General features: G+C 63.7%; 12 protein-coding genes. 8 read left to right on the forward strand and 4 right to left on the reverse strand.

What is annotated here, in order from left to right; translation table 11 throughout:
* The first annotated feature begins 23 nt into the window (after window positions 1-23).
* Entirely contained in the window at window positions 24-470 is a 447-nt protein-coding gene (locus CAF70_RS02705; RefSeq protein WP_085621765.1) for a cytochrome c, read from the forward strand.
* 135 nt (window positions 471-605) lie between these two features.
* On the opposite strand, the gene CAF70_RS02710 is transcribed toward CAF70_RS02705, so the two are convergent.
* The 4 genes from CAF70_RS02710 to CAF70_RS02725 all read right to left on the reverse strand — a co-directional run bounded on the left by CAF70_RS02710 (window position 606) and on the right by CAF70_RS02725 (window position 5,179).
* Entirely contained in the window at window positions 606-998 is a 393-nt protein-coding gene (locus CAF70_RS02710) for a DUF1090 domain-containing protein (protein ID WP_085621766.1), read from the reverse strand.
* Between the two features lie 132 nt (window positions 999-1,130).
* Window positions 1,131-2,831, reverse strand: coding sequence for an NAD-dependent DNA ligase LigB (ligB, locus tag CAF70_RS02715; protein WP_085621767.1), 1,701 nt, complete (start codon window positions 2,829-2,831; stop codon window positions 1,131-1,133).
* A 146-nt stretch (window positions 2,832-2,977) separates the two neighbouring features.
* Complete coding sequence (metK, locus tag CAF70_RS02720; protein WP_085621768.1) at window positions 2,978-4,168, reverse strand: methionine adenosyltransferase; 1,191 nt, start codon at window positions 4,166-4,168, stop codon at window positions 2,978-2,980.
* Between the two features lie 18 nt (window positions 4,169-4,186).
* Window positions 4,187-5,179, reverse strand: coding sequence for a metalloregulator ArsR/SmtB family transcription factor (locus CAF70_RS02725; protein WP_085621769.1), 993 nt, complete (start codon window positions 5,177-5,179; stop codon window positions 4,187-4,189).
* 229 nt (window positions 5,180-5,408) lie between these two features.
* Here CAF70_RS02725 and tkt point away from each other — a divergent pair, with 229 nt between their 5' ends.
* From tkt to CAF70_RS02760, 7 genes are all read left to right on the forward strand, one after another.
* Window positions 5,409-7,406, forward strand: coding sequence for a transketolase (gene tkt, locus CAF70_RS02730; protein WP_085621770.1), 1,998 nt, complete (start codon window positions 5,409-5,411; stop codon window positions 7,404-7,406).
* Window positions 7,407-7,556: 150 nt separating this feature from the next.
* Window positions 7,557-8,618 carry an erythrose-4-phosphate dehydrogenase gene (epd, locus tag CAF70_RS02735; protein WP_013974502.1) on the forward strand — a complete coding sequence of 354 codons (1,062 nt, stop codon included), beginning with the start codon at window positions 7,557-7,559 and terminating at the stop codon, window positions 8,616-8,618.
* A 12-nt stretch (window positions 8,619-8,630) separates the two neighbouring features.
* A complete protein-coding gene (locus tag CAF70_RS02740) occupies window positions 8,631-9,794 on the forward strand; it encodes a phosphoglycerate kinase (RefSeq protein ID WP_085621771.1) in 1,164 nt (387 codons plus the stop codon).
* Window positions 9,794-10,045: a hypothetical protein gene (locus CAF70_RS02745; protein WP_025340881.1), complete on the forward strand. Its 252-nt coding sequence runs from the start codon at window positions 9,794-9,796 to the stop codon at window positions 10,043-10,045. Before CAF70_RS02740 ends, CAF70_RS02745 begins: the two co-directional genes overlap by 1 nt.
* Before the next feature lie 160 nt (window positions 10,046-10,205).
* A complete protein-coding gene (locus tag CAF70_RS02750; protein ID WP_013974499.1) occupies window positions 10,206-10,535 on the forward strand; it encodes an MliC family protein in 330 nt (109 codons plus the stop codon).
* A gap of 100 nt (window positions 10,536-10,635) precedes the next feature.
* Window positions 10,636-11,700, forward strand: a complete 1,065-nt coding sequence (fba, locus tag CAF70_RS02755) for a class II fructose-bisphosphate aldolase (protein ID WP_085621772.1) — start codon at window positions 10,636-10,638, stop codon at window positions 11,698-11,700.
* A 275-nt stretch (window positions 11,701-11,975) separates the two neighbouring features.
* The gene (locus tag CAF70_RS02760) at window positions 11,976-14,102 is read left to right on the forward strand and encodes a bifunctional diguanylate cyclase/phosphodiesterase (protein ID WP_085621773.1); all 2,127 of its coding nucleotides are present in this window, start codon (window positions 11,976-11,978) and stop codon (window positions 14,100-14,102) included.
* Window positions 14,103-14,130: the final 28 nt, after the last annotated feature.

Here is a 14,130-nt window from a genome sequence, read left to right on the forward strand (position 1 = left end):
TTGCCTAGGCCGAAGTGACCGTGATGTTGAAGCGATTGACCGTTGTACTGCTGGCAGCACTGGCCCTGGGTGGTTGTGACCGGGTTGATCCGAACTCCCCGCTGGGCAAGCGCAAGGTGATCTTCAAGGACATGCTCAAGACCAGCGAAGACCTGGGCGGCATGTTGCGTGGGCGGTTGCCGTTCGACGGGGTGAAGTTTGCCGACGGTGCGCTGAAGCTGGACAACCTTTCGCGCCAACCCTGGCAGCACTTTCCACAGGCGCGTGATGGTGGTGACAGTAGCGCACGGGCCGAGGTATGGGAGCGTCAGGCGCGCTTTCATGACCTGGCCCGGCAGCTGGAAGGCGTCACTGGCGAAATGGTCGATGTCACCCGCGGCCAGCCGCTGGACGCTGCGCAGTTGAAGGCGCCCATGGACAAGGTCGAAGCGGCTTGCAAGGCCTGTCATACCGAGTTTCGTAATCATTGATGGCCTGTTGCGGCCTCATCGCCGGCAAGCCAGCTCCCACAGGTATCACGCTGCCCTTGAGTGCAATGCAGTACCTGTGGGAGCCGGCTTGCCGGCGATGAGGCCAGTAAAGGCAACGCCTTATTCGAGTCTCTGTCAGCGATCCAGATCGTCCACCGCTTCCTGCAGTTCCTTGCGTGACTCGGCCAGCTTGTCCTTGCGCTTGTTGATCTTTTCCGAATCGCCTTTCTTCTCGGCTTTTTTCAAGTCCTTTTCCCGCTGCGCCACTTCGTGACGGGCTTCGAGCACCTTCTGCTCACGTTCCTTGCGCAGCCCGGCATCGGTGCAGTTTTCGACCCCTCGCAGTGCCGCTTCGAGCCCTGCGGCCTGGTCGTTGTTGCCGTGGTCTCGGGCAATCTTCAACTGGTTCTCGATGGCGCTGCGCTTGGCGGCGCAACCGGTCAGGCCGGCATCCGGCTGGGCCGCCTGTACGGCACCAGCGGCCAGGCCTAGTGTCGCGAGCAGGAAAAGGGTTGAAATACGTTTCATGAAAAGCCTCCTTGACGGGGCGGGGCAGCAAAAGTTGGGGGAAATCCTGCCTTGGTTTTGCCCATTTAGAAACCCTTGTTGGGGTTTTCCGGTTGAATCTCGGGATTTCTCTACAGGCGAATTGGTAAGAATTCATTGCTCGATGCTCTGCCTGTCGATCCGGAATCCGTCGATCCCGGCCTTCGCCAGTTGCGCTGCAATGGCTTGAACCTCGGTACTCGCAAAAAAACCTGCAAGCTGTTGCCCACGCTTTTCGCCGATACCGGGCATGGCTTGCCATTCGAGGTTTGTGCGGGCAGCAAGCTCCAGCCAGTCGCCTGTCACCTGCATGCCAGCGGGGGTTGGCGCACCCAGTCCGCGCAACCATTGGGCAAACGGCCGTGAGCGTGCTTGGTCGAAACTGCCGAGTAACTGCCCAGCCGTCGCGTCGCTGATGCCGGTTACCTGGCCCAGGCGCTCGGCATCCAGATGCAGCCAGTCGGTCATCGATGTCACCAGCCCGGCAGACACCAGCCGGCGCCAGGTGCCAGTGCCGGTGCGGGGCAGGGCCAGCCCCTGCTTGCCGCTGAGCCAGGTCAGTCGGGCAATGAATTGGTCCTCGCAGCCTGCGCTGATCTGCCAGCAACTGTGGGCATGATGTTGACCGGGCGCTGGTACGGCGACCGGTTGGCGCTCGGTGGCGCGGTGCACCACTTGCTCCAGGCGCGGGATGGTCAGCCCGGCAAGGCTGACGGCCACCTGGTCACCGGGGCGGATGTCGAGCTTGAGCCAGCGTGCCAGCGAGCCCAGGCTCACCTGGGTGATGCGCCGGTCATCGAGGGTGACCGGCAGCACCTGCAAGACGGGTGTAACCCTACCGGTGCGGCCGACGCGGAAGCGTACATCGCGCACTTCGGCCAGGGCCTGCGTGTACGGGTGCTTCCACGCTGCGATCCAGTAGGGGGCCTTGGCCTGCCAGCGCTCTGCCGGTGGCCGGACGCCTTGGCGGAGCACCACGCCATCGGTGGCGAAGGGCAGGGGTGAGCGGTACCAGTACTCGCGCCAGTGCGCCGCATCGTCTGCGGTTTCTATGGCGACGCTGTAATCCTGGCTGTGCGCAAAGCCCAGTTGTGCCAGCTGTGCGAGGCGTTCGGCCTGCTGCTCGGGGCCCTGCGGCCAGTCCCACACGAACAGGCCGATGCGCTCGCCTTGCTCACGCCCCAGCTGCTTGCGAGCCAGCAGCCCGGCTACCGTGCCTCGGGCGTTGGCGCTGCCAGCCTGGGCTTGCACGTGCGCGTCCAGGCGCAGGTACAGTTCGCCCTGCAGTTGCAGGTCGATGGCCAGGGGCAGCTGCCGATTGATGGCGTGGAGCTGGGGAATGTGACGGCTCCAGTCGTGCCCCTGCACGCCGTCGCCACGGCTGATCAGCTGCTCCAGCCGGCCCTGTCGGTAGATGAGCGAGACCGCTACGCCATCGACCTTGGGCTGTACCCACACATCGGCCTTGCCGGCCAGCCAGCGTTCTACAGCCGCGCGGTCGGCCAGCTTGTCGACGCCGGTATGCGGCACCGGATGCGGGATTGGCCCGCCAGCACTGGCCAGCGGGGACTGGGTGGTCGCGATGCCAAAGCATTGCTGCAGGTGCACCAGGCGCTGGCGGCTCTGGTCGTACAGTTCATCGGCCACCAATGCGATGCCCTGACGATGGTAATGGTCGTCCCAGCGGGCAAGTGTGGCGCGCAGTCGGCTCACTTCAGCCTCGACTTGTTGCGGGTTCCAGGCGGGGCATGTGGCGGCACGTGCCAGGGGGGAATTAAGCGTCAACAGCAGGGCGAGCAGCAGCATGAACGGCATGGCCAGCATCCTTGCATGGCGGGTGGGAGCCATCAGACTAGGAAGGTTGCGTGCGGGTCGCCATGCAGCGTTTGTCAGCCCATATGTCACAAAAAAGCCCCAGCCGATTGCTCGGCAGGGGCTTTCGACCAGCGCTGCAGGAAAACTTACAGGCCGGCAGCGTCACGCAGCGCCTGGGCGCGGTCGGTGCGTTCCCAGGTGAAGGTAGTGAAGGTGTCGTCGCCGACCGTCTTCTGCTGCGGGGTACGGCCGAAGTGGCCGTAGGCAGCGGTTTCCTGGTACATCGGGTGCAGCAGGTCGAGCATGGTGGTGATGGCGTACGGGCGCAGGTCGAAGCACTCGCGCACCAGTTGGACGATCTTGTCGTCGGAGACCTTGCCGGTACCGAAGGTATTGATCGAGATGGAGGTCGGCTGGGCCACGCCGATGGCATAGGAAACCTGGATCTCGCAACGTTCGGCCAGGCCGGCGGCGACGATGTTCTTGGCCACGTAGCGGCCGGCGTAGGCGGCGGAACGGTCGACCTTGGACGGGTCCTTGCCGGAGAACGCGCCACCACCGTGGCGGGCCATGCCGCCATAGGAGTCGACGATGATCTTGCGCCCGGTCAGGCCGCAGTCACCCACCGGGCCACCGATGATGAAGTTGCCGGTCGGGTTGATGTGGTACTGGGTGCCCTTGTGCAGCAGTTCGGCAGGCAGGGTGTGCTTGACGATCAGCTCCATCACGGCTTCCTGCAGGTCTTTCTGCGAAACCTCAGGGTTGTGCTGGGTCGACAGCACCACGGCGTCGATGCCGACCACCTTGCCATTTTCGTAACGGCAGGTGACCTGCGACTTGGCGTCCGGGCGCAGCCATGGCAGCAGCTTCGATTTGCGCGCTTCGGCCTGGCGCTCGACCAGGCGGTGCGAGAAGCAGATCGGTGCTGGCATCAGCACGTCGGTCTCGTTGCTGGCGTAGCCGAACATCAGGCCCTGGTCACCGGCGCCCTGGTCTTCCGGACGGGAGCGGTCGACGCCCTGGGCGATGTCCACCGACTGCTTGCCGATGATGTTCATCACGGCGCAGGTGGCGCCGTCGAAACCGACGTCGGAGCTGTTGTAGCCGATGTCGATGATGACCTTGCGCACCAGTTCTTCCAGGTCGACCCAGGCGGAGGTGGTGACTTCGCCGGCGATGATGGCGACGCCAGTCTTGACCAGGGTTTCGCAGGCTACGCGGGCGTATTTGTCCTGGGCGATGATGGCATCAAGGACGGCGTCCGAAATCTGGTCGGCGATCTTGTCCGGATGCCCTTCGGACACGGACTCGGAGGTGAAAAGGGAGTATTCGCTCATCTCGAAGGTTCCTGAAATTTACCGATGGTGTATGTCGCCAGCCGTCCGCTGGAAATGGCGGACCTGGATCTGGAAACCGTTACGCAAGCCCACGTACAGGCTGTCCCCGGGGGACAGCCCGGCGGCGTTGGCCCAACGGGCCAGGTCGTCCTGTTCGAAGCCAAGCCACAGGTCGCCGCAGGCTTCGCGCGCCCACCCCTGGTCATGGCTGCACAGTTCGGTTACCAGCAGGCTGCCGCCTGCCTTCACCCGTTTGGCCAGCTGGCGCAAGGCCAGGGCCGGGTCGCTGAAATGGTGCAGCACCATGTTCAGCACAACGCAGTCGGCGGCCACATCCGTTGCACCCAGTGCATCGGCCAACTGCAGGTTCACGTTGTCGAGCCCCTCGCGCTGGCACACCTGGCGCGCCAGTTCGAGCATGGTCGGGCTGTTGTCCAGCGCGGTGACCTGGGCGAAGCGCCGGGCCAGGTCGGGGAGGAAGCCACCGTCGCCGGGGCCGACCTCCAGGGCGCTGGCGGCCGGGTCGAAATTCAGTTTGTCGAGCAGCGCCAGCAGGCTTTCGCGGTACTGCGGCAGGCCGGCGATCAGGTCTTGCTGGGCGCGGAACTTCTCTTCCACGCGCAGGAAGAAGTCCTGGCTGGTGGCAGCGCGGCGTTGCTGTACCTGGGCGATGCGCGCCTGCACATCGGGCGGCAGGGTCAGGTCATCGACCTCTTCGAGCAGTGCCGCATGCAGCCGACCGCCCAGGCGCAGGCTGTCGGGCAGGGCACGGCGGTAGAAGATGGCATTGCCTTCGCGGCGGGTCGCCACCAGCTCGGCCTGGGCCAGCACCTTCAGGTGGTGGCTCATGCCCGACTGGCCCACGTCGAAGATCTGCGCCAGCTCCAGCACGCCGAACGAGTCGTTGGCCAAGGCGCGCAACACGTTCAGGCGCAGCTCGTCGCCACTGGCTTTGCACAGGGCGGCCAATGCTTCGCGTTGCTCGGGGATCGATTGCGCACGGAGGTTCATGGGGCGGCAGTCTAGACATGCATCGTTGCCCTCGCAAGGTCAATATCAAAAAGTTTTGATATTGGCTGATGGGCGGAGTGCTAGCCCCGGATTTTTACCCGAAATCAATGCCAATAAGAGGAAAATCCCCCGACTGCGACCATACGTCATTGCCCCCGGCCCCCGCAGTGGGCGAAAATGGCCGCCTTTTTTCGTGACACCACCTATTCAAGCCCCCAGGAGATCAGCGATGCCCAGCCGTCGTGAACGTGCCAACGCCATTCGTGCCCTCAGCATGGATGCCGTGCAAAAGGCCAACAGCGGCCACCCAGGTGCCCCCATGGGCATGGCGGATATCGCCGAAGTGCTTTGGCGCGACTATCTGAAGCACAACCCGAGCAACCCGAGTTTCGCCGACCGTGACCGCTTCGTGCTGTCCAACGGCCACGGTTCGATGCTGATCTACTCGCTGCTGCACCTGACCGGCTACGACGTCACCATCGACGACATCAAAGGCTTCCGCCAGCTGCACAGCCGCACCCCGGGCCACCCGGAATACGGCTACACCCCAGGCGTAGAGACCACCACCGGCCCGCTCGGCCAGGGTATCGCCAACGCCGTGGGCTTCGCCCTGGCCGAAAAAGTGCTGGCTGCCCAGTTCAACCGTGATGGCCACACCATCGTCGACCACAACACCTACGTGTTCCTCGGCGACGGCTGCATGATGGAAGGTATCTCCCACGAAGTCGCCTCGCTGGCCGGCACCCTGGGCCTGAACAAGCTGATCGCCTTCTACGACGACAACGGCATTTCCATCGACGGCGAAGTGCACGGCTGGTTCACCGACAACACTCCGGCACGTTTCGAAGCGTACAACTGGCAGGTGATCCGCAACGTCGACGGCCATGACGCCGACGAGATCAAGACTGCCATCGAGACCGCCCGCAAGAGCGACCGTCCGACCCTGATCTGCTGCAAGACCATCATCGGTTTCGGCTCGCCGAACAAACAGGGCAAGGAAGACTGCCACGGCGCACCGCTGGGCAACGACGAAATCGCCCTGGCCCGCAAGGCTCTGAACTGGAACCACGGCCCGTTCGAAATCCCGGCCGAAATCTACGCCGAGTGGGACGCCAAGGCTGCCGGTGCCAAGGCCGAAGCCGACTGGAACCAGCGCTTCGACGCCTACGCCAAGGCCTACCCCGAGCTGGCTGCCGAGTTCAAGCGCCGTGCCAGCGGCGAGCTGCCGGCCGACTTCAGCGAGAAGGCCCAGGCCTACATCAACGAAGTGGCTGCCAAGGGCGAAACCATCGCCAGTCGCAAGGCCAGCCAGAACACACTGAACGCCTTCGGCCCGCTGCTGCCGGAGTTTCTCGGTGGTTCGGCTGACCTGGCCGGTTCCAACCTGACCCTGTGGAAGGGCTGCAAGGGTGTCGAAGCCAGCGACGCCAGCGGCAACTACGTGTTCTACGGCGTGCGCGAGTTCGGCATGACCGCCATCATGAACGGCGTTGCCCTGCACGGCGGCCTGGTGCCTTACGGCGCGACCTTCCTGATGTTCATGGAATACGCCCGCAACGCGGTGCGCATGTCGGCGCTGATGAAGCAGCGTGTGATCCATGTCTACACCCACGACTCCATCGGCCTGGGCGAAGATGGCCCGACTCACCAGCCGATCGAGCAACTGACCAGCCTGCGCAGCACCCCGAACCTGGACACCTGGCGCCCAGCCGACGCGGTGGAGTCCGCCGTGTCCTGGAAAAACGCCCTGGAGCGCAAGGACGGGCCTTCGGCGCTGATCTTCTCGCGCCAGAACCTGCAGCACCAGGAGCGCGACGCGCAGCAGATCGCCGATATCAGCCGCGGCGGCTACGTGCTCAAGGACTGCGCCGGCGAGCCTGAGCTGATCCTGATCGCCACCGGTTCCGAACTGGGCCTGGCTGTACAGGCGCATGGCAAGCTGACCGAGCAAGGCCGCAAGGTGCGTGTGGTTTCCATGCCATGCACCAGCGTGTTCGACGCCCAGGACGCTGCCTACAAGCAGTCCGTGCTGCCGCTGGAAGTGAGCGCGCGCATCGCCATCGAAGCCGCTCACGCTGACTTCTGGTACAAGTACGTCGGCCTGGAAGGTCGTGTCATCGGTATGACCACCTACGGTGAGTCGGCGCCGGCCTCGGCACTGTTCGAAGAGTTCGGCTTCACCGTGGAGAACATCCTCGGTACTGCCGAAGAGCTGCTGGAAGACTGATACAAGGAAGGCGAGGGCCTTTGGCCCTCGTTCGCGGCACAAGGCCGCTCCTACAGGGTACTGCGTATGCCGTCCCTTGTAGGAGCGGCCTTGTGCCGCGAATGGGCTGCGCAGCGGCCCCGTTCAACTGCCGGAGTTCAAGAGCTACCTATGCCCCACCTGCGTCCCTACAAAGTTGCACTCAACGGTTATGGCCGTATCGGCCGCTGTGTCCTGCGCGCGCTGTTCGAGCGGGGGGCAAAGGCCGGTTTCGAGATCGTCGCGCTGAACGACCTGGCCGACCAGGCCAGCCTGGAATACCTGACACGCTTCGACTCCACCCACGGGCGTTTCCCCGGTGAGGTGAAGGTCGATGGCGACTGTCTGCATATCAATGGCGACTGCGTGAAGGTGATGCGCAGTGCCACCCCCGAAGGCATCGACTGGGCCGCGCTGGACATCGACCTGGTGCTGGAGTGCTCCGGCGCCTACCACACCCGCGCCGATGGCCAGCGCTTCCTCGACGCCGGTGCGCCGCGGGTGCTGTTCTCGCAGCCGATGGCCAGTGAGGCCGACGTCGATGCCACGGTAGTCTACGGTGTCAACCAGGCCTGCCTGACCGGCAACGAGCGCCTGGTGTCCAACGCCTCGTGCACCACCAACTGCGGCGTGCCGCTGCTGCGCGTGCTGGACCAGGCATTCGGCATCGAATACGTGCAGATCACCACCATCCACTCGGCCATGAACGACCAGCCGGTGATCGACGCCTACCACCATGAAGACCTGCGCCGCACGCGTTCGGCCTTCCAGTCGGTGATCCCGGTGTCCACTGGTCTGGCGCGTGGCATCGAGCGCCTGCTTCCGGAACTTGCCGGGCGAATCCAGGCCAAAGCGGTACGCGTACCGACCGTCAACGTCTCGTGCCTGGACATCACCTTGCAGACCGCCCGCGATACCAGTGCGGCCGAAGTCAACCGGGTGCTGCGCGAGGCGGCGCTGGAAGGCCCGCTGAAAGGCTTGCTGGCCTACACCGAGTTGCCTCACGCCAGTTGTGATTTCAACCATGACCCGCATTCGGCGATCGTCGATGCCAGCCAGACGCGTGTTTCCGGCCCCCGGCTGGTGAACCTGCTGGCCTGGTTCGACAACGAATGGGGGTTTGCCAACCGTATGCTCGACGTGGCCGAACACTATCTGCACGTCGTTCACCCAACCCGCAACAAACAGCCCTGAAGGACTGCATTCATGACCGTGTTGAAGATGACCGACCTCGACCTGCAAGGTCAGCGCGTACTGATCCGCGAAGACCTCAACGTGCCTGTGAAGGACGGTGTGGTAGCCAGCGACGCGCGTATCCTGGCAGCGCTGCCGACCATCAAGCTGGCCCTGGAAAAGGGCGCAGCGGTAATGGTCTGCTCGCACCTGGGCCGCCCGACCGAAGGCGAATTCTCTGCCGAGAACAGCCTCAAGCCGGTCGCCGACTACCTGAGCAAGGCCCTGGGCCGCGACGTGCCGCTGGTTGCCGACTACCTCGACGGTGTCGAGGTCAAGGCCGGTGACCTGGTGCTGTTCGAGAACGTGCGCTTCAACAAGGGCGAGAAGAAGAACGCCGACGAACTGGCGCAGAAATACGCCGCGCTGTGCGACGTGTTCGTCATGGACGCTTTCGGTACTGCGCACCGTGCCGAAGGTTCGACACATGGTGTAGCCAAGTTCGCCAAGGTCGCTGCTGCCGGCCCGCTGCTGGCTGCCGAGCTGGACGCCCTGGGCAAGGCCCTGAAGGCCCCGGCCAAGCCGATGGCGGCCATCGTTGCCGGTTCCAAGGTCTCTACCAAGCTGGACGTGCTGAACAGCCTGAGCTCGGTCTGCGACCAGCTGATCGTCGGTGGCGGCATCGCCAACACCTTCCTGGCGGCTGCCGGCCACCCGGTGGGCAAGTCGTTGTACGAGCCTGACCTGGTCGAAACCGCCAAGGCCATCGCCGCCAAGGTCAGCGTACCGCTGCCGGTCGACGTGGTAGTTGCCAAGCAATTCGCCGAAACGGCCGAAGCCTCCGTCAAGGCCATCGCCGACGTTGCTGCCGATGACATGATCCTGGACATCGGCCCGCAAACCGCTGCCCACTTCGCCGAGCTGCTGAAGTCGTCGAAAACCATCCTGTGGAACGGCCCGGTCGGCGTGTTCGAGTTCGACCAGTTCGGCAACGGCACCAAGGTGCTGGCCAAGGCCATTGCCGACAGCGCCGCATTCTCCATCGCCGGCGGCGGTGACACCCTGGCTGCCATCGACAAATATGGCGTTGGCGCCGATATCTCCTACATTTCTACCGGTGGTGGCGCCTTCCTCGAGTTCGTCGAGGGCAAGGTCCTGCCAGCCGTGGCAATCCTGGAAGAGCGGGCCAAGGCCTGATGACGTCGGCGCTTGGCAAAGGGAGTGGCCTGATGGTCAAGCAATTGCCTGTGATGATGCTGGCGGGGTTGCTGAGCGCATGCGCCGGCAGCCCGGCCTCGGATGCCGACCCGGCGCAGCCGCCCAAGGGCGGTTGCTACCAGTCCGAGTGGCAGGCCGAGACCGTGCCGGTGATCAGCAAGCGCGTGGGCCCGGAAGGCCTGGAAAAGTACGACGAAGACCACCAGCGCAAGGCGCCGGGTTGCCCTTGATCGGGTAACAGGCAACCTGAAGGCTGATTTGTGGTCTTGAGGTAGGGCCCGCTGTGCGGTCCTTCGCGGGCTTGCCCGCTCCCACAGGTACAGCGCTTGACCTGTGGGAGCGGGCAAGCCCGCGAAGGGCTGCACAGCAGCCCCAAATCGAGGAAGCTGAATGAAAGCGCTTTTGGCCGTGACGGCCCTGGCGACACTGGCAGGATGCTCGCTGCTGAAGCCGGCGCAACCCGCCCCGGCAGACGACTGGACCCGTTGGGTCTGTGACACCCAGGCGGAAGTGCTGTGGCGCTTCGCCGATGCGCAACGCGACCAGGTCGATGTGCGCCTTGGTGGCGGCGACCAGGTCTACCGGCTCAAGGCCGAGCCGGGCGCCTCGGGTGCGCTGTACAGCGATGGCATGCTGGCCTTCCACACCAAGGGCGAAGAAGGCCTGGTGTACTGGGTGGCAACCAACGATCTGATTGGGCGGGGCTGCAAGGCACCGTGACTGGCCGGGCCGCGAGGGTGGCCCACACTACTTGAACAGCAACCGCCCCTGCGGCAGGCTTGCACGAAACAAACGACGCTTGTCGGGAGAGAGATACACAATGGCACTCATTAGCATGCGCCAGATGCTGGACCACGCCGCCGAGTTCGGTTACGGCGTACCAGCTTTCAACGTCAACAACCTCGAGCAGATGCGCGCCATCATGGAAGCGGCCGACAAGACCGACTCCCCGGTGATCGTCCAGGCTTCGGCCGGTGCCCGCAAATACGCCGGTGCTCCGTTCCTGCGTCACCTGATCCTGGCGGCCATCGAAGAATTCCCGCATATCCCGGTGTGCATGCACCAGGACCACGGCACCAGCCCTGACGTTTGCCAGCGCTCGATTCAGCTGGGCTTCAGCTCGGTCATGATGGACGGCTCGCTGGGTGAAGACGGCAAGACCCCGACCGACTACGAGTACAACGTTCGCGTTACCCAGCAGACCGTTGCCATGGCGCACGCCTGCGGCGTTTCGGTGGAAGGCGAGCTGGGTTGCCTGGGTTCGCTGGAAACCGGCATGGCCGGTGAAGAAGACGGTATCGGCGCAGAAGGCGTGCTGGACCACAGCCAGATGCTGACCGACCCGGAAGAGGCCGCCGACTTCGTCAAGAAGACCCAGGTCGACGCCCTGGCGATCGCCATCGGTACCAGCCACGGTGCCTACAAGTTCACCAAGCCACCAACCGGTGACGTGCTGGCCATCGACCGCATCAAGGAAATCCACAAGCGCATCCCCAATACCCACCTGGTGATGCACGGTTCGTCCTCGGTACCGCAAGAGTGGCTGGCGATCATCAACCAGTACGGCGGCGACATCAAGGAAACCTACGGTGTACCGGTCCAGGAAATCGTCGAAGGCATCAAGCACGGCGTGCGCAAGGTCAACATCGACACCGACCTGCGTCTGGCCTCCACCGGTGCCATGCGCCGCCTGATGGCGCAGAACCCAAGCGAATTCGACCCGCGCAAGTTCTTCGGTGAAACCGTCAAGGCCATGCGTGACGTGTGCATCGCCCGTTACGAAGCCTTCGGCACCGCTGGCAATGCCTCCAAAATCAAGCCGATCTCCCTGGAAGGCATGTACCAGCGCTACCTGAAAGGTGAGTTGGCCGCCAAGGTCAACTGATCTTCGGCATTAATGAAAAAGCCCGCAGCGATGCGGGTTTTTTCATTAATGGTTGACAGGTTCTGCGCAGCCTGGAGGGTTTGCGGGTTCCCTGTGGGAGCGGGCATGCCCGCGAAGCAGCCAGCACATAATTGCGGCAAAGCGACCGTTAGTCGGCTACCGTACAGTTGAGGCACTGATAGCGTTCTGATTGCATTGCGTGTTATCCGCTCAGGTCTAGAGTACTAGTGGATCCAACCGTATTCTTGAAGTCGGTCACAAAACAGAGAAGCAGCATGGATGGCGCTCAACCTCACCCCCAGCCACTGGATGGCAACTCGGTTCTTCTGGTGGTAGATGATTACCCCGAAAACCTCATCAGCATGCGGGCATTGCTGGCCCGTCAGGATTGGCAAGTATTGACGGCAAACTCGGGGATGGAAGCCCTGAGTGCGTTGCTCGAACACGATGTTGACCTGGTGTTGCTGGATGTACAGATGCCGGAGATGGACGGTTTCGAGGTCGCCCGGCTGATGCGCGGCAGCCAGCGCACCCGGCTGACCCCGATCATTTTCCTCACCGCCAACGAACAGTCCGAAGCGGCCGTGCTCAAAGGCTATGCCAGCGGTGCCGTGGACTACATGTTCAAACCGTTCGACCCGCAAATCCTCAAGCCCAAGGTCCAGGCCCTGCTCGAACAGCAGCGCAACCGGCGCATGCTGCAGCGCCTGACCCGCGAACTGGAAGCGGCCAGGGCATTCAATGCATCGATCCTGGAAAACGCCGCCGAGGGCATTCTGGTGGTGGATGCCCAGGGCATCATCCGCTTTGCCAACCCGGCCATTTCCCGTTTGTTGTCAGCGCCGGTGCAGCAGTTGCAGGGCGCCCATATGCTTGACCTGGTGCAACTGACCAGTGCCAGCCTGTGGAACGAATCGGATTTCTACCAGGCCTACCTGGCACGGAGCATCTTCCGCGTGCACGACGCCCAGTTGCGCACCCTTGGCGGCGAGCTGGTGCCGGTGGCGTTGTCCTGTGCGCCGCTGCCTGCCGAGCAGCAAGCCATGGTGGTGACCGTGCTGGACATGTCGGCGGTGCGCAACCTGCACCAGCAGCTGGAGTACCAGGCGGTTACCGACCCACTCACCGGCCTGCTCAACCGCCGCGGTTTCTACCAGGCTGCCGAAGGCGCGCTGCTGCGCAACGAGCGCTCGGACAAGGCACAGGCGCTGATGTACATGGACCTGGATGGCTTCAAGCGCATCAACGACTCGCTAGGCCACGATGCGGGTGACCGGGTACTGCATTGGGTGGCCGAACAGCTCAAGGATTGCCTGGGCAGTGAAGCGCTGCTGGCGCGAATGGGTGGCGACGAGTTCACTGCTCTGTTCGACAGCCTGCCTTACCCGGAGCAAGCCGGGCGCTATGCCGAACGTTTGCTGGAACGCATTTCCATCAGCCACCAGGTGGAAGGCCTGGATGTGTGCCTTGGGGTGAGCATCGGCATCGCCACCTATCCGGATTGTGGCGCCAATGTGGAAGGCCTGCTGCGCGCAGCCGATGCGGCGATGTATGCGGCCAAGCAGGCCGGGCGCCAGCAGTATCGCTTCTACGATCAGGAGCTGAACGGCCGGGCGCGCTCGCGGCTGATGCTTGAAGACAGCGTACGCACAGCCGTCGAGCAGCAAGACTTCACCTTGGTTTACCAGCCGCAGGTTGGCTTCAACGATGGCCGCCTGCGTGGCTTCGAGGCGTTGCTGCGCTGGCAGCATCCCAGTGTCGGCGACGTACCGCCGGGGCTGTTCATTCCGTTGCTGGAAGAGGCGCGCCTGATCAACCGCCTGGCCAGCTGGATCTACCGCCAGGGCGCGGCCCAGCGCCAAGCCTGGTACCAGCGTTTTCCGGCAGACCTGGTGCTGGGTATCAGCCTGAGCCGCGCACAGTTTTCCATGCCCAGCCTGGTCGACGAACTGCATCGGGTCATCCAGCTTTACCAGTTGGACCCAGCGCAGCTGGAAGTTGAAGTGGCGGAAACCTCGTTGATGTACAACATCGATGCGGCGGTGAAACAGATACACCGCTTGCGCGAGCTGGGCGTGCGGGTGGCGCTGGATGACTTTGGCGCCGGCGACTGTTCGCTGCGCATGTTGCGCGACCTGCCGATCGACACCCTCAAGCTTGACCGCCACCTGGTGGCACGCCTGCCCGACTCGGCAGTGGATGCCGCGTTGGTGCGCAGCGTTATCGGCCTGTGCGCCGACTACCGAATCACGGTGATCGCCGAGGGCGTGGAGACCTCGGCCCAGGCAGCCTGGCTCAAGGCCAATGGCTGCGAGTACGTGCAGGGCTTCCTGGTGGCTTACCCGATGACCGCGACGGACGCCAGCGACTTTCCGGCGATTTTCTCGTGGCCGGGGCCATGATTGGCTAGAATCGGCATTCGTTACGCCG

Origin of the sequence: Pseudomonas sp. B19(2017) (genome assembly GCF_002113165.1) — a bacterium.
Taxonomy (GTDB): Bacteria; Pseudomonadota; Gammaproteobacteria; order Pseudomonadales; family Pseudomonadaceae; genus Aquipseudomonas.